The following is a 19,915-nucleotide window of genomic DNA, read 5'->3' as shown; positions in this document are numbered from 1 at the left end:
ACCGAGTGTTCAGCCCCGGGCCGCCGCCGTCGCCCGGAACGTGTTCCGGTACGCCTGCGGGGACACCCCGATCGCCGCGTGCAGGTGCTGCCGCAGGGACGTGCCGGTGGCGAAGCCGACCTCCGCGGCGATGCGGTCGATCGCCAGGTCGCTGGTCTCCAGCAGATGGCGGGCCCGGTGCACCCGCTGCTGGATCAGCCAGCGGCCGGGGCTGACGCCGGTCTCGTCCAGGAAGCGGCGCGCGAAGGTGCGCTGGCTCATCCGGGCATGCTCCGCCAACTCCCGCAGGGCCAGCGGCCGTTCCAGGTTCTCCAGGGCCCACGCCCGGGTGCCGGCGGTCCCGGTGGCGCTCTCGTCGGGCACCGGCTGCTCGATGTACTGCGCCTGGCCGCCGTCCCGCCACGGCGGTACGACACACTGCCGGGCCACGCTGTTGGCGACCGCGCTGCCGTGGTCGGAGCGGACGATGTGCAGGCAGACGTCGACACCGGAGGCGGCGCCCGCGGAGGTCAGCACGTCGCCGTCGTCGATGAACAGCACATCCGGATCCAGGGCTACCTGCGGGAACATCCGGCGGAACCGGGGCGCCAGCGCCCAGTGCGTCGTCGCGGGCCGTCCGTCCAGCAGCCCGGCCGCCGCGAGCGTGAACGCCCCCGTGCAGATGGAGACGATCCGGGTAGCGGGCCGGATCCGCGCGAGCGCGGCGGCCACCGGCGCGGGCACCTCGTCCGTGATCCGCGTCATGTCGTACGGCGGGACGACCACGGTGTCCGCGCTCTCCAGCGCCTCCGGCCCGTGTTCGAGGGTGACCGTGAAGTCGGCGTTGGTCGCCACCGTGCGGTCGTCCGTCGCCGCGCAGGTGACCACTTCGTAGGCGCCCGGGACGCAGGGGAAGACCCGGTTCGGGATGCCCAGCTCGAAGGGGTAGACCCCGTCGAGGGCGAGCACGACGACCCGGTGGGGGCGGGTCTTCAGGAAGGCGATCTCGGACATGGCACGATTCTATCGCCAGCCGCTGATGTAGCCACCGCCGTCGAGCCCCGGAAAGGCGTTTGACGCCCGTCGGCGCCCGGTGATCCGATGACGCGCATGAGCACAGGGCGCCTGCATCCCGGTATGCACCCCATCGACGACGGCCTTGTACGACGGTTGATCGCGGGACAGTTCCCGCGGTGGGCGGGGTCGGCAGTGCGGCGGTGGCCGTCCGGCGGCACCGTCAACGCCATGTACCGGCTCGGCGACGACATGGTCGTGCGGCTGCCGCTGGTCGAGGGCGGAGCCGAGGACGTGTCGAGGGAGCGGGAGTGGCTGCCCCGCCTCGCCCCGCACCTGCCCGTTCGCATTCCCGAGGTGCTCGGCGCCGGGGAACCTGCCCACGGGTATCCGTGGCCGTGGTCGGTCTACCGGTGGCTGCCGGGGGAGCTTCCCGAACCGGGCGCCCTGGCCGAGCCCGTGCTGCTCGCCGAGGATCTGGCCGCGTTCGTGACGGCGATGCGGAGCATCACCCTGCCGGACGCGCTGCGGGCCCACCGGGGCGGGCCGCTCTCCTCGCTCGACGCGGAGACCCGGGCGGCGATCGGGGAACTGCGCGGGATCCCGGAGGAGGGCATCGACTGCGACGCCGTGGCCGCCGTCTGGGAGGAGGCGCTGCGGGTCCCGGACGGCGACGGGCCGCCGGTCTGGCTGCACGCCGACCTGATGCCGGGCAACCTGCTGGTCGACGACGACGGCAGGCTCGCCTCCGTCATCGACTTCGGCTGCGCGGGGGTGGGCGACCCGGCCTGCGACCTGTTCCCGGCGTGGAACCTGCTGCCGCCCGAGGGCCGGAAGGCGTTCCGCGAGGCACTGGCCGTGGACGAACCGACCTGGATCAGCGGCCGGGCCCGCACCCTCTCCCAGGCACTGATCGCCCTGCCGTACTACCGGCACACCAACCCCGCGATGGCCCACAACGCCCGGCACGTGATCCGGGCGGTACTGGACGAAGGCTGACCGGTCACTTCCCCGCGTACGCGAGGAAGCCGGCCCAGGCGGCGGGGGAGAGGGCGAGCGCGGGGCCCTGGTCATTCTTGGAGTCGCGGATGTGGATGGTGGTGGGGCAGGTGGCTACTTCGACGCAGTCGCCGGAACCGCCGCTGCAGTAGCTGGACTTGTGCCAGGAGAGGGCGACTTCGATGCAGTTGTCGCCGGACGCGCTGCTGTAGCTGCTCTTGAACCAGGCCAGGCCGGACGTGCTCATAAGTCCCCTCGCATCCGTCGCAACAGGCTCACGGAGTCCTGGATGGTGAGAGCCTGCGAACGCATCCTGGCATACCGCCTCTGGAGAACGCTGACCACTTTCGGGTCGGAGATCAACTGCCCGCTTTCCTGGCCCTCGTTGTAGGCGTACCACCTGTTCTCAGGGGTTTCTAGCAGGCAGATCGGACCTTGTAGGCCCGAGTGCGACTCCTGGACGAGAGGCATGACCTGGATCTCGACGTTCCGCAGCTCGGACACCTCCAGGACGTGGTCGATGAGGCTGCGCGTGACTCCTGTGCCGCCGGTGCGTCGGAGGAACAAGTGCTCTTCGAGGATGAAGCTGAATGCGGTGTTCGCTCGTTCGCACAGCAGCTTCTGGTGTTCCGCTCGTGCAGCCCACCGCTCCTCGATCTCTGCGTCGTCCAACGGCGGAAGCTGTGCTGCGGACAGCGCCTCGGCGTAGGTCTTCGTCTGGAGCAGCCCTGGCAGCATTCGGCTCTCGTACGTGTACAACGTGATCGCCGTCGTCTCCATCCTCGCCCACTGCCGGAACCAGGCTGCCAACCCTGGTTGCCGCGCCAGATGCGCCGCCGCTTTCCGCAGGGCTCCCGTGTTGCCGGTGGCCTCCTCCGACGCCTCCACCAACGACTCGTCCGGCATCCGCCTCCCCAACTCCACCGATGCCACCGTGTGTTTCGAGAACCGCACCTGTTCCGCGAACTCCTCCCTGCTCAACCCGGCGTGCTCGCGCAACGCCTGGAGCACCGCTCCGAAGGTCCGCAGACTGTCCGACGACTCCGGCTCCACTCCATCGCCCACGTAGGCCACCTCCCGCCCCCCATGGTCACGGCCAGTGATCAGTACGGTCCAGTGCGTCACCGTGTACGCGCGCACAGCGTACGCGGCTCCCACCTGGTGAAGTGCCGGTTCCGGGCGGCAGATTGGACGCATGGACGCTCCCCTCACCACCGTCACCGTGAGTCGAACATTCGCCCAGCGGCTCAGTGCCACCCCACGCGGCGCACGCCTCGGCCGCCATCTCGCCGTAGCCCAACTCCACGCGTGGGGTGGCCCGTTCGCGTCGGCGGAGGTGATCGACAAGGTCGGCGTGATCGTCGCGGAGCTCGCGGCCAACGCCGTGACGCACGGGCGGGTGCCGGGGCGGGACTTCGAGCTGCGGGTGTCGCTGGTGACGGGGAGCGTGCGGGTCGAGGTCACGGACACCCTGGCCGAACGGCGGCCGCCCGCACCCGGCGTGGTACGGCCGGGCGGGCCGCTGGACGACGGCGGCCGGGGGCTCGTGCTGGTGGACGCGCTGGCCGATCGGTGGGAGGTGCTGAGCAGGAACTGCGCCGACGCACCGGGCAAGACCGTACGGGCCGAGGTGGACCTGCCTTTTCGGCGCAGACCCTGAGGATCAGCTGGTGACGCCGAGGGTGAGGGTGCCGGTGTAGCCGGCGGTGGTGGAACCGGTGACGGTCATCAGGCCGGAGGAGGCGCCGCCGTCGTCGTAGATGGAGTCCTGGGCGAGGGTGGTGCGGGTGGTCGTGTTGGTCGAGTACGGCGAGACCTTGGCGACGGCCGTGGTGATGATCTCGTCGATGAAGAGCTGGCCCGTGTGCACGGTCCTGCCGCCGGTGAAGGAGCCGTCGGAGGTCAGGGTGACACCCGTGTGGACCTTCACGTGGATGTGGATGCAGCGGCCCCGGTACCAGCCCGGGTAGATGGTGGTGATGTTGGCGACGCCGCTGGAGTTGGTGAGCACGCCGCCGCGCAGGAAGGTGCCGTCGTCGGCCTCGTTGTGGCCGTTGTTGCCGACGTACCCGGAGTACTCGCCGAGCGCGTCGGTGTGCCAGACCTCCACCAGGGCGTTGGGGATGACGGTGCAGGCGGAGTTGACGACGGTGAGCGCGAGCTTGAACGTGATGCCGGGCTTGCCCTCGGTGATGTCGGTGCGGACCAGCGCCCCGTCGAGGTAGTAGGGGCCTTCGGTCATCTCCTCCGTGAGCGTGCAGACCGCCGCGGCGGCGGCCGGCTCGGGGGCGGGCGCGGCGGCTGCCGCGGGGGCCTCGGTCGAGACCGCTGCGCCTACGGCCAGCGCGGCGGCGGTCGTCCCGGTGGCGACGAGTACGGTACGGCGTCCGACGGAGCGGGCGCCTTCTGAGGTGTCTGTCATGGACACGGCACCGTAGGAATGGTTGCTGTTGGAAAGCTGTCAGTTCAGCAAAGTGAACAACCGTCAAGTCCTGAGTTGAGACAGCCGGACGGACGATCCCCGTTCGACGCCACGGCGCGCGCCGGTACCGGGCATGAAAGGGGCCATTGGGGTCGTTCGCCGCGACGAGGGCACCCCCTGAACGGCGAGGGCTCGTCGGAATCGGCGCGGCATCTGGTTCTAATCGCACCAGAGAGCCGAGACACAGCGCGGAGAGTGCCAAGTGCCGAGGGGCTCCGAAGCCGACGCAATGTCCCGCAGTGCTAGAGGAAGATGTTCCATGGCTGCCAACCCGCTTCTGCCGAAGTCAACCAGTCCCTACCTGGGCAAAGGACTGCTGCCCGCCGATTTCTATTCCTTCGAGGAACTGCTGTCGGACAGCGAGCGGAAGAAGATCGAGCGCGTCCGCGAATTCCTCCACACGCAGGCCGCCCCCCTCCTCGAGGACTACTGGGGCCGGGCCGAGTTCCCCTTCCAGCTGGTGGAGGGATTCGGCGGCCTCGGGCTGGTGGACTGGGCGGACCCGGACTCCGCGGAAACCAAGCCGAGCAATCTCCTTTCGGGATTCCTGGCGCTGGAATTCGCCCATGCCGACGCGTCCCTGGCGACCTTCTCCGGCGTGCACACGGGGCTCGCCATGGGCTCGATCCTCGCCTGTGGTTCCGAGGAGCAGAAGCAGCGATGGCTGCCGGCGATGAGCCGATTCGAGAAGATCGGAGCCTTCGGGCTGACCGAACCGCACGGGGGCTCCGACGTGGCCGGCGGCCTGCGGACGACCGCGCGCCGCGACGGCGACGGCTGGATCCTCGACGGGGCCAAGCGGTGGATCGGCAACGCGACCTTCGCCGACCTGGTCGTCATCTGGGCGCGGGACACCGAGACCAACCACGTGCTGGGCTTCGTCGTGGAGAAGGACACCCCCGGGTTCACCGCGACGAAGATCGAGAACAAGATGGCGCTGCGGATCGTGCAGAACGCCGACATCGTGCTGGAGGGCTGCCGCGTCCCGGAGGCCAACCGGCTGCAGAACGCGAACTCGTTCAAGGACACCGCGGGCATCCTGCGCCAGACACGCAGCGGGGTGGCCTGGCAGGCCGTGGGAACGATGTTCGGCGCCTACGAGATCGCGTTGCAGTACGCGAAGGAACGCGAGCAGTTCGGGCGCCCGATCGGCGGTTTCCAGCTCGTCCAGGATCTGCTGGTGAAGATGCTCGGCAACGCCACCGCCTCGTGCGGGATGGTGGTGCGCCTGGCCCAGTTGCAGGACGCCGGGATCTTCAAGGACGAGCACTCCGCCCTGGCGAAGGCGTACTGCACCGTGCGGATGCGGGAGAGCGTCGGGTGGGCCCGGGAGCTGCTGGCCGGCAACGGCATCGTCCTGGACTACAAGGTCGGCCGCTTCGTCGCCGACGCCGAGGCCCTCTACTCGTACGAGGGCACGCGGGAGATCCAGACCCTGATCGTGGGACGCGCCGTCACCGGCGGCCTGAGCGCCTTCGTGAAGTGATGACGATGACCACCGAATCCGTCTTCACCGGCCTGAAGGTCCTCGACGCGTCCTCGTTCATCGCGGGGCCGGCCGCGGCCACCGTGCTGTCCGACTTCGGAGCGGACGTCATCAAGATCGAGCCGCCGGGGACGGGCGACCCCCAGCGGCGACTGAGTTCCGTACCGCCCAGTCCGCAGGCGCAGGCGAACTACAGCTGGCACCTCGCCAACCGCAACAAGCGGGGCATGGTGCTGGACCTGAAGGCGCCGTCGGCCGTCGAGGTCCTCAAGCGGCTCGTCCAGTGGGCCGACGTGGTGATCACCAACTTCCCGCACGGCACGCGCGAGAAGCTGCACCTCGGCTACGAGGAGGTCGCGGGCTGGAACCCGCGGGTCGTCTACGCCGACCTCACCGGCTTCGGGGACACGGGTCCCGACGCCCGGCAGCCGGGCTTCGACCTGACCGCCTTCTGGTCACGCAGCGGACTGCTGGCCTCCACCCGCGACGCGGGCGCCCCGCCGACCGTCCCGGTCTGGGGCAGCGGCGACTACACGACGGCGATCGCCATCTACGCGGCGATCACGACCGCCCTCTACCACCGCGAGCGGACCGGACAAGGGGCCAACGTCGGGACGTCACTGCTCGCCACGGGCGTCTGGGCCACCGGAACCCTGGTGGCCGGCGCGCTCGCCCACGGCACCCCCTTCGAACTGCACGACCGCAAGGCGCCGGCGAACCCGCTGATCAACCCCTACCAGACCGCGGACGGCGAGTGGTTCATGCTGGTCGCCTCACCCACCCGCTGGCCGGGACTGACCCGCGCCGTCGGGCACCCCGAACTGCTGGAGGACCCCCGGTTCGCCGACCTGGAGGGCATGGTCCAGCACGCCGACGCGCTGGCCGAACTGCTCGACACCGAGTTCCGCTCGCAGACCTTCGACCACTGGAAGGAGGTCCTGGGCCGGGAACGGATCACCTACAGCCTCATCCAGACGCCGGAAGCGGCCGCGCGGGACCAGCAACTGCGCGAGAACGACATCGTCGTCCCGCTGGAGGGGGTCAGCGGGCTGACGGAGACCGTCAACAGCCCCGTCACCCTCCGCGGGGTGCCGAAGGTGCCGGCGAAGCGGGCACCGGACCTGGGCGAGCACAACGACGAGATCCTCGCCGAGCTGGGATTCGGCCCCGCCGAGATCGCCGGACTACGTGCCCGGGGAGCGGTCCCCGACGCCACGGAAACGGAGACGGGAACGGAGTAGCCGGGTGGGCATGGCCTCGTCGGAGAAGTCCGCGGGCCGGGACGTCCGTATCCCTCATCTCGGCCTTCGTCTCGACTTCGCCTTGAAGTCACCTGGACGAAGGCGTCCGGCCGGTCGGCGTTTGCCGGGTGGGACAGGGGCCGTTGGTAGCGTCGGCGTATCCCGTGCCGTCCGACCGAGAGAGACCTGATGCCCCCGACGATCCGCAGGGCCGTGATCCCCGCCGCCGGACTCGGCTCCCGTCTGCTGCCGCTGACGAAGGCCACGCCGAAGGAGATGCTCCCGGTCGGCGACAAACCGGTGATCGAGCACACCGTGCGGGAACTGGTGAACTCCGGCATCACCGACATCACCATCGTCGTCTCGGGCGGCAAGAGCCTGATCCAGGACCACTTCAGGCCCAACCCCGGGCTCGTGGAACAGCTGCGCGCCGACGGGAAGACCGCCTACGCGGACGCCGTCGAGGAGGTAGCCGAGCTGGCCCGTCGCGGCCACATCACCTACCTCGACCAGTACGGCCCGTACGGCAACGGCACGCCCGTGCTGAACGCCGCCCGCTCCTTCGGCGACGAGCCGGTCCTGGTGCTCTGGCCCGACGACGTGTTCGTCGCCGACGTCCCCCGCGCGCAGCAGCTGATCCGCGCCTACGAGCAGACCGGCTGCCCGGTGCTGGCCCTGCTGCCGATGGACCCCGCCGACTCCCAGCGCTACGGCGTGCCGATAGTCAAGGAGGACCTCGGCGACGGGCAGTTGCGCATCACCGGCCTGGTGGAGAAGCCCGCGCCGGCCGACGCCCCGTCCCCGTACGCGGCCATCGGCGGTTACGTCATCACCCCCGGCATCATCGACGAACTGCGCGAGCAGACCCGCCGCTGGTACGAGCACCGCACCGGCGAGGTCTACCTGACCGACGCCATCAACGCCTACGCCGCCAGCCGGGCCGTGTACGGGCAGGTCATCCAGGGCCGCTGGTACGACACCGGCAACCCGGCCGACTACCTCGTCGCCCAGATGGCCTTCGCCCTCGCCCACCCCGAGTACGGGCCCGTCCTGCGCGGCCTGGTCCGCGGGCTCGACGAGGAACAGGAGAGCGTGCCGGATACGGTATGATCGTCCCAGAGCTGGTCGCCGCTGAACCCGGTGGCTGGTGCTGCGTTGGTGGTCCAAGGAAAGACGCCCCGCTTCCTGCGGGGAAATGCAGGTGCAAGGCCTGCCCGGCGCTCCATCCGGTGCCCGTCCGCATGATTGCGGACGGGCACCGTGGCGTTTGCCCCCCGGCCTCTCGCGTTCGTCGCCTCCGACAACCCTTTCGGGCTAATCATCCCGCTTCAACCCCCTCTGGCCGCCTGTATCCAGGATCCGGCTGATATGAAACCTCCTGGCCAAAAGGAATCTTCGGGGGCGGGTATGACAACAGCACAGGTCGGTGTGGTGATCGTCGGCGCTGGACCGGCAGGGCTCGTGCTGGGGAACCTGCTTCTGGACCGCGGTGTCGACTGCGTGATCCTGGAGCGGCGCGCCCGGCAAGCGGTGGAGGGCCGGGCCAGGGCCGGTTTCCTCGCCCCCCACTCGGTGCGGATCCTGACGGAGAACGGCCTGGCGGCCGGCCTGCTCGCCCGCGGGCAGACCCACACGACCTGCCTGTTCCGCAGCGACCGCGGCGAATTCACCCTGGACTACGGAAAGTTGGGCCTCGGCGAGCCGCACACCGTCTACCCCCAGCAGGAACTCGTACGGGACCTGATCGCCGAGTACCTGCGGCGCGGCGGGGAGATCCGGTTCGGCGCCGAGGCCGAGGAGGTCACCGACGGCCGGGTGCGGGTGCGCGGCGGCACGGACGTCACCGGGCGGTACGTCGCCGGATGCGACGGACACCGGGGGATCGGCCGCGCCGCGATGACGGCCCACGGCACCCGGACCGCCCGCTGGGACCACGGGGTCTCCTGGCTGGCCGTACTGGTCGCGGCCCCACCCAGCCTGTCGGCCGTCGGATACGCCCTGCACGAGCGGGGGTTCGCCGGCCACATGGCCCGCACCGCCTCCGTCACCCGGTACTACCTGCAGTGCCCGCGCGGCACCGACCCCGCCGAGTGGAGCGAGGACCGGATCTGGACGGAGCTGGCGACCCGGCTGCGGACGGCCGAGTTCGGGCCGCTGCGCGAGGGCGCCGTCCTGGAGAAGACACTCGTCGACCTGCGCTCCGACGTACTGGAGACCCCGGGCGCCGGCCGGCTGTGGCTGGCCGGTGACTCCGCCGGGCTCATCAGCCCGTCCGCGGCCAAGGGCGCCAACCTCGCCGTCCTGCAAGCCGAGTTGCTCGCCCGCGCCCTCGCGCAAGCTGTGGCACACGGCGACGAGGCCGGCCTCGCCCGGTACGCCGGTGGCTGCCTGCCCCGCATCTGGCGCGCCCACGAGTTCTCGCAGTGGATGAGCACCCTGCTGCACGGCCCCGACGGCGACGACGACACGGCCCGCTACGGGCGGGCGCTGCAGTACGCCCGACTGGAGAGCCTCCGCACCTCCCGCTCCCACCAGGACCTCTTCGCCGAGAACTACACCGGCATCTGATCCCCGGGCCCACAACCCCCGGTTCCTCCCCACCCCACGATCAACGGGAACCCTTCATGAACCTCTCCGTCGTTCACGCATGTCTGACGGAAACCGACCTGGAACGGATCCGGCACGCGGCCGGTCACGTCCGCGACCACGACACCGACCGGGTCCTCGCCGACCTGCTGCCCGATCTGACGGCCGAGGAGCGGGCCGACGTCTCCCGCCATCTCGTCTACGACCACACCGCGGTGCTGGTCTTCCCCGCCTCCCTCGACGCGCTCCCCGACGAACTGCGGCGCGCCGGGCTGGAACCGGGACCCGTCACACCGAGCGTGGTGGTACGCGGACGGCTTGCCCGGCGCTATGGCTCGGCGGTCGCCGACAGCCCGGTCGCCATCGTGCACGTGCCCGTCGCCGGGCGGACCGTGGAGATCTTCGCGCTGCCCGTACCGCCCGGCTCCCCCCTGGAGACGGTCGCCGCCGACGAACGCGCCGCCGGCCACGAGTCCCACCACGCCTTCGCCGTGACCGCCCCGGGACGGGTGATCCCGGCCGGACTGCGCACCCTGCTGACCGAACGCGCGGGCGCGGTCCCGGACGGCGGCGGCTACAACAAACACGAGAACGTCACCGTCCTCTACTTCCGCACCGCCCACCACCGCCGCTTCGAACTGCGCCTCCCCGGCCGCCACGACCCCGTGCCGGACGCGACCCTCTCCCTCCTCGGCGTGATGACCGGCGCCTGGGCCACCCAGGCCGTCCGCACCATGGCCGAACTCCGCATCGCCGACCACCTCGCCGCCCGGCCGGGCCTGGACGCGGAAACCCTCGCGGGCCACACCGGCACCGACCCCGACGCCCTGCGCCGGCTCCTGCGCTACCTGGCCACCCTGGGCCTGCTGACCGCCTCGGTAGACGGCACCTACCACCTCACCGCCCTCGGCGAGCCCCTGCACACCGGCACCGAGTTCTCCCTGCACCCGCTCGCGCTGCTGTACGGCGGCCCGTTCTACGACTCCTTCGCCGGTCTGACGTACGCCGTACGCACCGGGCAGGAAGCTTTCGCCCACCGCTACGGACAGCACCACTTCCCCTACTTCGCCGAGCACCCCGAACTCGGCGACCTCTTCCACCGGGCGATGGCCGCGAGCGCGGAGATGTTCACCCCGGTCCCCGACCTGGTCGACTTCTCCGGCGTCAGGCGCGTGGTGGACGTCGGCGGCGGCAACGGCGCGCTGCTCGGCCGGGTGCTGCGGGCCCACGGCCATGTCGAGGGCGTCCTCCTGGAGCGACCGGAAGCCCTGGAGGCGGCCCGCACGGAACTGGCCGGCCTGACCGGCCGCTGGACCTTCACCGCCGGGGACTTCACGGAGTCCGTACCGGAGGGCGGCGACGTCTACCTCCTGTCCCGCGTTCTGCACGACTGGGATGACGAACGCTGCGTGACCATCCTGCGGCGCTGCGCCGAGGCGATGCGCGAGGGCAGCCAACTGCTCGTTGTGGAACGCCTGTTGCCCGGCAACACAGCGGCAGCCTGGGACGTCCACATGCTGTGCAACGTGGGCGGCCGGGAGAGGGAAGAGGCCCATTACGGGCGCCTGCTGGAGGGGGCGGGCTTCAAGCCGACGGCCTGCTACGCGCTCCCCCTCGGAGCGTCGCTGTTGCACGCCGTGCGGGGCTGAGCGCTCCGCTGTTGCGCGGCCCGTTCACCGCGGGCCGGTGGGGGCCGGCCGCGCAGTTCCCCACGCCCCTCACGGGGCACGGTTCCACCAGCCACGGCGACTTGGGACCCCGCGGGGAACAGGCACCCCTTCAGGGGCGCGGGGCGGTATCGAGGTGCGGCTGCCGCCGCGTGGGCGCGACCAGCCACGACGGCGCCGCACCCGCCCCGCACCGCACCCCGTACGACGCGCGCCTACCCGGCCTGCCCCATCCCCGCCGCGTTGGGCCAGCTCTGCGCGTTCGGCCACCCCGTGGCCGGCGCCGGGGCCAGTCCGGGCGGCGGAGGCGCCGGTGCCGTCATCCCCCGCACCTGCGCGGCGGTCAGTCCACCCCGCGCCGGAACCCCGGTCGGGGTGGGCCCGGCCGGGGCAGGCGCCGGCACGGGAGCCGGGGCCTGCATGGGCATCTGCATCGGCGGTGCCTGCATCGGTGCCTGCATGGGGGGCGGCATGGGCGCCTGCATCTGGGCCACCATCGGCTGAGGCTGCTGCACGGCGGGCGCTGCCGCCGGCATCGGCATCCCGGCCGGCGGACCGGCGACGGGGAGCGGCATGCCGACACCGGCGGCGGGAGCGGCGGCGAGACCCGGCCCCATGGCCGGCGCCGCGGCGAGACCCGGCCCCATGGCCGGCGCCGCGGTGAGACCCGGGACGGGCCCCATGCCGACGGCCTGGGCGAGCTGCATGCCCGCTCCGTTGGTCTCGCTCACCAGCCGGTCAACCGCCGCCGTACCCGAGCTGTAGCTGGTCCCATTGCCCAGCTCGGGCACGGCGGCTCCCCTCCTGGACCCGTAGAGCACCTGCTCCATGGCGGACACCAGGCGACGCACGTCCACCTCGGGGCGCACCACGAGCCTCAGGAAGCGGCTGGACGAACCGATCTTGTTGCCGCACTCGCGGACCAGGATGCGGTGCTCGGTGAGCATCCGGTCCCGGACCACCGTGCCCTCGGCACCGACGGGAAGCCGTACGAAGAGGAAGTTGCCCTGCGAGGGGTAGACGGTCAGACCCGGCAGGACAGAGAGCTGGCTGGCCATCTCCAGCCGGTCCTTGCGGACCTGGAGCAGGCTCTGCGCGTACTCGGCGCCGTGCTCCTTGAGCATGAAGACGACGTACTCGGCGAACGCGTTGAGGTTCCACTTCGGCAGCATCGAGCGGACCTTGCCGGCCAGCGAGGGGTTGGCGACCATGTAGCCGAACCGGATGCCGTGCAGACCGAAGTTCTTGCCGAGGCTGCGCAGCACGATGACGTTCGGACGGAGCATCGCCTCCTGGACGACGCTGGGCTCGGCCTCGGCGTCGGCGAACTCCAGGAACGACTCGTCGATGACGATCAGGTCCAGGTCGGCCATGGCGTCCATGAACTGCACCAGGGCCTGCTTGTGGAGGAAACCGCCGTCGGGGTTGTTGGGGTTGCAGATGACGGCGACCCTGGTGCCCCGCTTGCGGATGAACTCGGCGTACTGCGCGAGGTCCAGGGCGAAGCCGTTGGACTCCTGGAGCGGGAACATGTCGACGCGCTTGCCGGTCTCCATCGGCTGGTCGGTCCAGCGGCCGAAGGTGGGGACGGGGATGGCGAGGGACTCGCGGACCAGCAGGTGGTCGATCCAGGTGATCAGCTCGGTGGAGCCGTTGCCCATGGCGACGGCCTGCGGCGGGAGCTGGAGGAGCTGGCAGAGCTCGGCGGTGATGGTGTCGGCGCTGCTCGGATAGAACGTGATGATGTCCTTCAGTCTGGACGCCATCGTTTCCATCATCGCCGGGGTGGGGAAGTACGGATTGCAGGGAATGCAGAAGTCGACGGGACCGGCCCCCTCGCCCCCCTCACGGGTCAGCGCCGCCATCGACGGGCTGTGCGCGCCGCTGCGGAACAACGAGGTGACGTTGCCTGCCATTGAACCTCCGTATGAGGCGGGCCCGGTGGGGACGACCGGGCCCGTCGTCTTGGGTGGCCCGCGCGGGGGAGCACGGGCCGCCTTTGAGTACGGAGGCGGTTGTGGCGCTGTTCAACCGGTGTGAAAAAAGTGTGACTTTACGTTTCTTCTTGGAACCAGGTGGTGCGGCGCCCCGTAAGGGGCGCGGAGCCGCGCGAATATGCGGCTCCGCCGCGTGGGCGCGACCGGCCCCTTACCGGCCGCGCCCACGCTGCCTCAGGCCCCGAAACTGTGAATGGTCCGGGACTTGTAGGTCTGGCCCGGACGAAGCACCGTCGAGGGGAAGGCCGCGTGGTTCGGCGAGTCCGGGAAGTGCTGGGTCTCCAGGCACAGCCCGTCGCCCTGCCGGTAGGTGTGGCCGGAGGTGCCGATGAGGGTGCCGTCGAGGAAGTTGCCCGAGTAGAACTGCAGACCCGGCTGGTCCGTGGCGATCTTCAGGGTCCGGCCGGAGCGCGGGTCGCGCAGGGTGGCGATGTGTTCCGGCTTGGCCGTGACGCCCTTGTCGAGGACCCAGTTGTGGTCGAAGCCCTTGGCCTGCACCTGCTGGGGGTGACCCGCGCGGATGTCCCGGCCGACCGGCTTGCCCTTGCGGAAGTCGAAGGGGGTACCGGAGACCGTGGCCAGTTCGCCCGTCGGGATCAGACCCGAGTCGGTGGGCGTGTAGCGGCCGGCGGCGATCGTCAGCTCGTGGTCCTCGATCGTGCCCGTGCCCTCACCGGCGAGGTTCCAGTAGGTGTGGTTGGTGAGGTTGACGACGGTCGGCTTGTCGGTGGTGGCCTCGTAGTCGATGGTCCAGTCGCCGTGCCGGTTCAGGGTGAAGGTCACCTTCGTCCTGAGGGTCCCCGGGTAGCCCATCTCGCCGTCGACGCTCGTGTAGTGGAGGTGCAGGCCCACGTCGGAGCCCGAGGTGAAGCCCTCGATGTCCCAGACCTTCGTGTTGAAGCCCTTGGCGCCGCCGTGCAGGCTGTTGACGCCGTCGTTGACGGAGAGCTGGTAGCTCTTGCCGTCGAGGGTGAACTGTCCCTTGGCGATCCGGTTCCCGTACCGGCCGATGGTCGCGCCGAAGAAGGTGGTTCCGGCGACGTACGCGGCCAGGTTGTCGTAACCGAGCGACACGTTGGCGTACTTGCCGTGCCGGTCCGGGATCTCCAGGGACTGGATGATGCCGCCGTAGGAGAGGACCTTGAGGCGGGTGCCGCCGTTCTCCAGGGACCAGCGGTGGACCTTCGTCCCGTCGGCGAGGGTACCGAAGAATTCCTTCACAGGCTTCCTGCCTCCCGAGGCAGCCTGCGCCGTACCGGCGCCGAGGGTGCTCGCGGCGATGCCCGCGGCCGCGGCGCCGGCGATGACCGTGCGTCTGTTCAGTTCCATGTGCGGCTCCTGTATGGAGGAGGGGCCCCGCCTTCCGGCGGGGCCCGCGCTGACTACGAACCGGACTTGCGCTTGTTCCACACGTCGAACCCGACCGCCGCGAGGAGGGCGAGGCCCTTGATGACCTGCTGCCAGTCGGTGCCGACGCTGAGGAGGTTCATGCCGTTGTTCAGCACGCCGAGGACGAGACCGCCGATGATGGCACCGAGGATGGTGCCGACACCGCCGCTCATGGAGGCGCCGCCGATGAACGAGGAGGCGATCGCCTCCAGTTCGAAGCCGTCGCCCGCCTTCGGCGAGGCCGCGTTCAGCCGGGCGGCGACCACCAGACCGGCCAGGGCCGCGAGCACGCCCATGTTCAGGAAGACGTAGAAGGAGATCTTCTTGTCCTTGACGCCGGACAGCTTGGCCGCCGGCAGGTTGCCGCCGATCGCGTAGATGTGCCGGCCGAAGACCGCGTTGCGCATCACGTAGCCGTAGCCGACGACCAGCGCGCCCAGGACGATCAGGATGATCGGGGCGCCCTTGTAGCTGGCGAGCAGCAGGGTGAGGACGAGGATGGCGGCGATCAGCGCGGTCAGCTTGAGCAGGAACAGCCGGGTGGGCGGCACGTCCAGGGCGAACTCCTGCTGGCGGCGCCGGTCCCGGAACTCCTGCCAGACCACGGCGGCGATCAGCACGACACCCAGCAGCAGGGTGATGTTGTGGTAGTTGGTGTGCGGGCCCACCTCGGGGAGGAAGCCGTTGCCCAGCTTCTGCAGGCCGTTCGGGAACGGGCCGATGGTCTGGCCCTGGAGCAGGATCTCCGTGAGACCGCGGAAGAGCAGCATCCCGGCGAGGGTGACGATGAACGACGGTATGCCCAGGTAGGCGATCAGCACGCCTTGCAGCGCGCCGGCCACGGCACCCATCGTCAGACACAGGATCAACGCGACCGGCCAGGCCACCCCGTGATTGACCGTCAGCACGGCCGCGAAGGCGCCCACGAACGCCGTCAGCGATCCGACCGACAGGTCGATGTGGCCGGCGATGATCACCATCATCATGCCGATGGCGAGGATCAGGATGTAGCTGTTCTGCAGGACCAGGTTGGAGACGTTGCGCGGCAGCAGCAGGTCCCCGTCGGTCCACACCGCGAACAGGGCGACGATCAGACCGAGCGCGATCAGCATGCCGTACTGGCGCATGTTGCGGCGCAGGCCGTCGAGCACCAGCCGGATCAGGCCGGTGCCGTCCGCCGATCCGCTCCTGCCCGGCGGCGCGGGCGCCGGGCTCTTGGCGGTGACATCCGTGCTCATCGCGTTACCTCTTTGTCCTTTGTCATATGGCGCATCAGCACTTCCTGCGTGGCCTCGGCCCGGGGCACCTCACCGGTCAGCCGGCCTGCGGCCATGGTGTAGATGCGGTCGCACATGCCGAGCAGCTCGGGCAGCTCGGAGGAGATGAAGACGACCGCCTTGCCCTGGGCGGCGAGCTGGTCGATGACCGTGTAGATCTCGTACTTGGCGCCGACGTCGATCCCGCGGGTCGGCTCGTCCAGGATCAGCACGTCCGGGCCCGCGAAGATCCACTTGCTGAGGACGACCTTCTGCTGGTTGCCGCCCGACAGCTTGCCCACCGGCTCGAAGACGGTCGGAGCCTTGATGTTCATGGACGTGCGGTAGCCCTCGGAGACCTGCCGCTCCTCGTGCTCGTCCACGATCCCGCGCTTGGCGACCTTGTTCAGCGCGGTCAGGGAGATGTTGCGGTTGATGGTGTCGATGAGGTTGAGGCCGTAGTGCTTGCGGTCCTCGGTGACATAGGCGATGCCGTGGCCGACCGCCTCGGCGACCGACTTGGTGCGGATCTCGGTGCCGTCCTTGAGGACCGAGCCGCCCGCGTACCGGCCGTAGGACCGCCCGAAGACGCTCATCGCGAGTTCGGTCCGGCCCGCGCCCATCAGGCCCGCGATACCGACGATCTCGCCGCGCCGGACATGGATCGACACGTCGTCGACGACCCTGCGCTCCTGGTCGATCGGGTGGAGCACGGTCCAGTCGCGGATCTCCAGGGCCGGGGCCGCGTCCTCCTCGCCGTCGTACGCGGTCCGTTCGGGAAAGCGGTGGTCCAGGTCGCGGCCCACCATGCCCGCGATGATCCGCTCCTCGGTCGTCTCCTCGGCCTTCACGTCGAGGGTCTCGATGGAGTGGCCGTCACGGAGGATCGTCACCGAGTCGGCGACCCGGCGGATCTCGTTGAGCTTGTGCGAGATGATGATCGAGGTGATGCCCTGGTTCTTCAGCTCCAGGATGAGGTCCAGGAGTTTGCCGCTGTCCTCGTCGTTCAGAGCCGCGGTCGGCTCGTCGAGGATGAGCAGCTTCACCTTCTTCGACAGCGCCTTCGCGATCTCCACCAGCTGCTGCTTGCCCACGCCGATGTCGGTGACGCGGGTCTCCGGGTGGTCGTCGAGACCCACCCGGCGCAGCAGCTCGGTGGCGTGCCGCAGGGTCTCCCGCCAGTCGATGAACCCGCCCTTGGCGTGTTCGTTGCCGAGGAAGATGTTCTCCGCCAGCGAGAGGTACGGCGACAGCGCCAGCTCCTGGTGGATGATTACGATGCCGCGCTGCTCGCTCGCCCGGATGTCACCGAACCTGCACAGCTCGCCCTCGAAGAGGATGTCGCCCTCGTAACTGCCGTGCGGGTGGACGCCGGAGAGGACCTTCATCAGGGTCGACTTGCCGGCGCCGTTCTCCCCGCAGATGGCGTGGACCTCGCCCTGACGGACGGTCAGGGTGACGTCCGAGAGCGCCTTGACACCGGGAAAGGTCTTGACGATCGAGCGCATTTCCAGGACGGGTCCCGCCATGGTCTGCCTTCCAATCAGTGATGGTCGATCAGGGTTCGGCGGATTACTTGAGCTCGGCGTCGGTGTAGTAGCCGCCCTTGACCAGGACGTCCTCGTAGTTGGACTTGTCGACGCTCACCGGCTGGAGCAGGTAGGCGGGGACGACCTTGGACCCGTTGTCGTAGGTCTTGGTGTCGTTGACCTGCGGGGTCTTCTTGTTCAGGACGTCGTCGACCATGGTCGCGGCGACCTTGGCGAGCTGCCGGGTGTCCTTGTAGACGGTCTGCGTCTGCTGGCCCGCGATGATCGACTTCACCGAGGCCAGCTCGGCGTCCTGCCCGGTGATGACGGGCAGCGGCTGGCTGCTGGACCCGTAGCCGTCCGACTTCAGCGCGGCGAGGATGCCGATCGAGATGCCGTCGTACGGCGAGAGCACCGCGTCGACCTTGGCGGACTTGTAGGAGGAGGTGAGGATGTCCTCCATACGTGCCTGTGCGGTCGCGCCGTCCCAGCGCAGGGTGGTGACCTTGTTCAGCGCGGTCTGGCCGGACTTGACCACCAGCTCCTTCTTGTCGATGTACGGCTGGAGCACGCTCATCGCGCCGCTGAAGAAGTACTTGGTGTTGTTGTCGTCGTTCGAGCCGGCGAACAGCTCGATGTTGAACGGACCCTTCTTGCCGCTGTCCAGGCCCAGCTTGTGCACGATGTACGTGCCCTGCTCGACACCGACCTTCTCGTTGTCGAAGGACGCGTAGTAGTCGACGTTCTTGGTGCCGAGGATGAGGCGGTCGTAGGCGATGACCGGGATGTTGGCGTCCGCGGCCTCCTGGAGCACGTTGTTCAGGGACTTGTTGTCGATGGCCGCGATGATCAGGCCCTTGACGCCCTGGGTGATCAGGTTCTCGATCTGCGAGACCTGGGTCTCCGGGTTGTCCTCGCCGTAGACCAGCTGGGTCTTGTAGCCCTTGGACTTCAGGTTCTTGACGACGTTGTTGCCGTCGGCGATCCAGCGTTCGGAGGACTTGGTCGGCATCGCGATGCCGATCGTGCCGCCCTTGGCGCTGCCGCTGTCCTCCTTGCTGCCGCCTTCACCGCTCTGGCCGCAGGCGGACAGGGTCAGGGCGAGGGAGGCGGCCCCGGCTATGAGGGTGAGGGCGCTTCTACGAGTACGCATGGTGATCGGTCCCTGTTCTTCTCGGCGTTGAGAAATGTCAAGCAAGGTCGGTGAAGCGCCCCGTAGGGGCGCGGGGTGCAGTTGATTTGCGGCTCCGCCGCGCGGGCGCGACCAGCCGCATACGGCCTGCAGCCCCCATCGGTCAGTCAGCAGAACTTTCGACGGGGAATCGGTTCAGACGTCCCGGCAACCGGGACCCCAGCGGCGCCATGTCGCCGTCCGCCCCGTGCCGCGCCAGCAGGTCCAGCGCGAGCCGCCCCCGCCGCACCCGCTCCCGCGCGGTGTCCAGGGTCACGTCCCGCAGATGGGTGCCCCACGGGTAGATGCCGGGAGCCTTGGACAGGCCGAACTTCAGGTAGATCGGTGCGCCGCGCCGGATCAGCTCGGCGACCTCGTACATCCGGATGTAGCCGCCCAGGTCGTCGGGGGCCTCGATGTACATGTCCATGGGCGCTCCGGACACCCGGCGGATCTCGGTGAGGTGGTCGAGCGTCAGGTCGCTCGGCACGTTGACGGAGTCGGCGCCGAGGTGCTCGAAGACGGAGTACGACGCCGGGTTGACCGGCCCGACGAGCGCGGACACCTTCAGCGTGGTGTCGGCCGGGATGATCCCCGCCTGCCGGGCCCGGTGCAGCGTCCACAGCACACCCTCGTCGGCGACGAGCAGACACTTGACGCCCAACTCCGTGGCCCGCACGGCGTCCTCGACGCATCCGGCGACCGCGTCGTGGCCACGCGCGCGCAGTCCGGCCCCCCGCGAGTCGGAGCGCACGGAGCCGCCGATGTCCCAGGTTCCGCGCGGACCGGTGAACAGGCAGAGCTCGATGTCACGCTCACCGGTCGCCTCGACCATCTCGGTGATCTCGGCGTCGGTGAGCATCCACACGCCGCTGCCCTGGCTGATCCGGTGGATCGGCACGTCCAGCCGTGAGGACTCCTTGAGTACGACGGCCAGCGCCTCGGGGCCCTCGCAGGAGGGGATCTCGGTGCGCCACTTGCCGCCGCCCGGGAAGGTGTGGGCGGAGGCGTCGGCGGGGTCGAGGGCGGGCGCGCCCAGACCGAGGGCGGTGAGTGCCTGCTCACCGGGTCGGCGGGCCGCCGTAACGGAAGCGTCGGTCGTCACAAGCTGTCCTTCGT

General features: G+C 69.8%; 17 protein-coding genes. 7 read left to right on the top strand and 10 right to left on the bottom strand.

Annotated features, from left to right (window positions below; genetic code table 11):
* Positions 1-9: 9 nt before the first annotated feature.
* The gene (locus ACZ4N4_RS03630; protein ID WP_467583981.1) at positions 10-993 is read right to left on the bottom strand and encodes a GlxA family transcriptional regulator; all 984 of its coding nucleotides are present in this window, start codon (positions 991-993) and stop codon (positions 10-12) included.
* Positions 994-1,089: 96 nt separating this feature from the next.
* Between ACZ4N4_RS03630 and ACZ4N4_RS03625 the strand changes: the two genes are divergently transcribed.
* Positions 1,090-1,992 (top strand): aminoglycoside phosphotransferase family protein, encoded by a 903-nt coding sequence (locus ACZ4N4_RS03625; protein WP_467583978.1) that lies wholly within the window; start codon positions 1,090-1,092, stop codon positions 1,990-1,992.
* Positions 1,993-1,996: 4 nt separating this feature from the next.
* On the opposite strand, the gene ACZ4N4_RS03620 is transcribed toward ACZ4N4_RS03625, so the two are convergent.
* Together ACZ4N4_RS03620 and ACZ4N4_RS03615 are read right to left on the bottom strand one after the other, a co-directional pair.
* A complete protein-coding gene (locus ACZ4N4_RS03620) occupies positions 1,997-2,239 on the bottom strand; it encodes a DUF397 domain-containing protein (protein WP_467583975.1) in 243 nt (80 codons plus the stop codon).
* On the bottom strand, positions 2,236-3,057 hold the full coding sequence (locus ACZ4N4_RS03615; protein WP_467583972.1) for a helix-turn-helix domain-containing protein: 822 nt from the start codon (positions 3,055-3,057) through the stop codon (positions 2,236-2,238). The genes ACZ4N4_RS03620 and ACZ4N4_RS03615 overlap by 4 nt, the downstream gene beginning before the upstream one ends.
* A gap of 130 nt (positions 3,058-3,187) precedes the next feature.
* On the opposite strand from ACZ4N4_RS03615, the gene ACZ4N4_RS03610 reads away from it, so the two are divergent.
* Complete coding sequence (locus tag ACZ4N4_RS03610; protein ID WP_467583970.1) at positions 3,188-3,652, top strand: ATP-binding protein; 465 nt, start codon at positions 3,188-3,190, stop codon at positions 3,650-3,652.
* A gap of 3 nt (positions 3,653-3,655) precedes the next feature.
* Here the strand turns inward: ACZ4N4_RS03610 and ACZ4N4_RS03605 are convergent, their stop codons facing one another.
* A complete protein-coding gene (locus tag ACZ4N4_RS03605; protein ID WP_467583968.1) occupies positions 3,656-4,414 on the bottom strand; it encodes an intradiol ring-cleavage dioxygenase in 759 nt (252 codons plus the stop codon).
* A gap of 319 nt (positions 4,415-4,733) precedes the next feature.
* On the opposite strand from ACZ4N4_RS03605, the gene ACZ4N4_RS03600 reads away from it, so the two are divergent.
* The 5 genes from ACZ4N4_RS03600 to ACZ4N4_RS03580 all read left to right on the top strand — a co-directional run bounded on the left by ACZ4N4_RS03600 (position 4,734) and on the right by ACZ4N4_RS03580 (position 11,436).
* A complete protein-coding gene (locus tag ACZ4N4_RS03600) occupies positions 4,734-5,960 on the top strand; it encodes an acyl-CoA dehydrogenase family protein (RefSeq protein ID WP_467583965.1) in 1,227 nt (408 codons plus the stop codon).
* Positions 5,961-5,965: 5 nt separating this feature from the next.
* Positions 5,966-7,201 (top strand): CaiB/BaiF CoA transferase family protein, encoded by a 1,236-nt coding sequence (locus ACZ4N4_RS03595; protein WP_467583962.1) that lies wholly within the window; start codon positions 5,966-5,968, stop codon positions 7,199-7,201.
* 189 nt (positions 7,202-7,390) lie between these two features.
* The gene (locus ACZ4N4_RS03590) at positions 7,391-8,311 is read left to right on the top strand and encodes a UTP--glucose-1-phosphate uridylyltransferase (protein WP_453573142.1); all 921 of its coding nucleotides are present in this window, start codon (positions 7,391-7,393) and stop codon (positions 8,309-8,311) included.
* 297 nt (positions 8,312-8,608) lie between these two features.
* Positions 8,609-9,769 (top strand): 4-hydroxybenzoate 3-monooxygenase, encoded by a 1,161-nt coding sequence (locus ACZ4N4_RS03585; RefSeq protein ID WP_467583959.1) that lies wholly within the window; start codon positions 8,609-8,611, stop codon positions 9,767-9,769.
* Between the two features lie 56 nt (positions 9,770-9,825).
* Positions 9,826-11,436: a methyltransferase gene (locus ACZ4N4_RS03580; RefSeq protein ID WP_467583956.1), complete on the top strand. Its 1,611-nt coding sequence runs from the start codon at positions 9,826-9,828 to the stop codon at positions 11,434-11,436.
* 233 nt (positions 11,437-11,669) lie between these two features.
* Here the strand turns inward: ACZ4N4_RS03580 and ACZ4N4_RS03575 are convergent, their stop codons facing one another.
* The 6 genes from ACZ4N4_RS03575 to ACZ4N4_RS03550 all read right to left on the bottom strand — a co-directional run bounded on the left by ACZ4N4_RS03575 (position 11,670) and on the right by ACZ4N4_RS03550 (position 19,901).
* Positions 11,670-13,370 carry a pyridoxal phosphate-dependent aminotransferase gene (locus ACZ4N4_RS03575; RefSeq protein ID WP_467583953.1) on the bottom strand — a complete coding sequence of 567 codons (1,701 nt, stop codon included), beginning with the start codon at positions 13,368-13,370 and terminating at the stop codon, positions 11,670-11,672.
* 255 nt (positions 13,371-13,625) lie between these two features.
* Complete coding sequence (locus ACZ4N4_RS03570; protein WP_467583951.1) at positions 13,626-14,780, bottom strand: aldose epimerase family protein; 1,155 nt, start codon at positions 14,778-14,780, stop codon at positions 13,626-13,628.
* A gap of 53 nt (positions 14,781-14,833) precedes the next feature.
* On the bottom strand, positions 14,834-16,078 hold the full coding sequence (gene mmsB, locus ACZ4N4_RS03565; protein ID WP_453573150.1) for a multiple monosaccharide ABC transporter permease: 1,245 nt from the start codon (positions 16,076-16,078) through the stop codon (positions 14,834-14,836).
* Complete coding sequence (gene mmsA / locus ACZ4N4_RS03560; RefSeq protein ID WP_467583949.1) at positions 16,075-17,625, bottom strand: multiple monosaccharide ABC transporter ATP-binding protein; 1,551 nt, start codon at positions 17,623-17,625, stop codon at positions 16,075-16,077. Before mmsA ends, mmsB begins: the two co-directional genes overlap by 4 nt.
* A gap of 43 nt (positions 17,626-17,668) precedes the next feature.
* Positions 17,669-18,778, bottom strand: a complete 1,110-nt coding sequence (chvE, locus tag ACZ4N4_RS03555; protein WP_467583946.1) for a multiple monosaccharide ABC transporter substrate-binding protein — start codon at positions 18,776-18,778, stop codon at positions 17,669-17,671.
* Between the two features lie 142 nt (positions 18,779-18,920).
* On the bottom strand, positions 18,921-19,901 hold the full coding sequence (locus tag ACZ4N4_RS03550; protein WP_467583944.1) for a hypothetical protein: 981 nt from the start codon (positions 19,899-19,901) through the stop codon (positions 18,921-18,923).
* Between the last annotated feature and the right edge of the window lie 14 nt (positions 19,902-19,915).

Source organism: Streptomyces sp. NPDC026538 (assembly GCF_055567535.1).
Note: the sequence above shows the minus strand (reverse complement) of the source record. Positions and strands in the feature narration are given on the sequence as shown.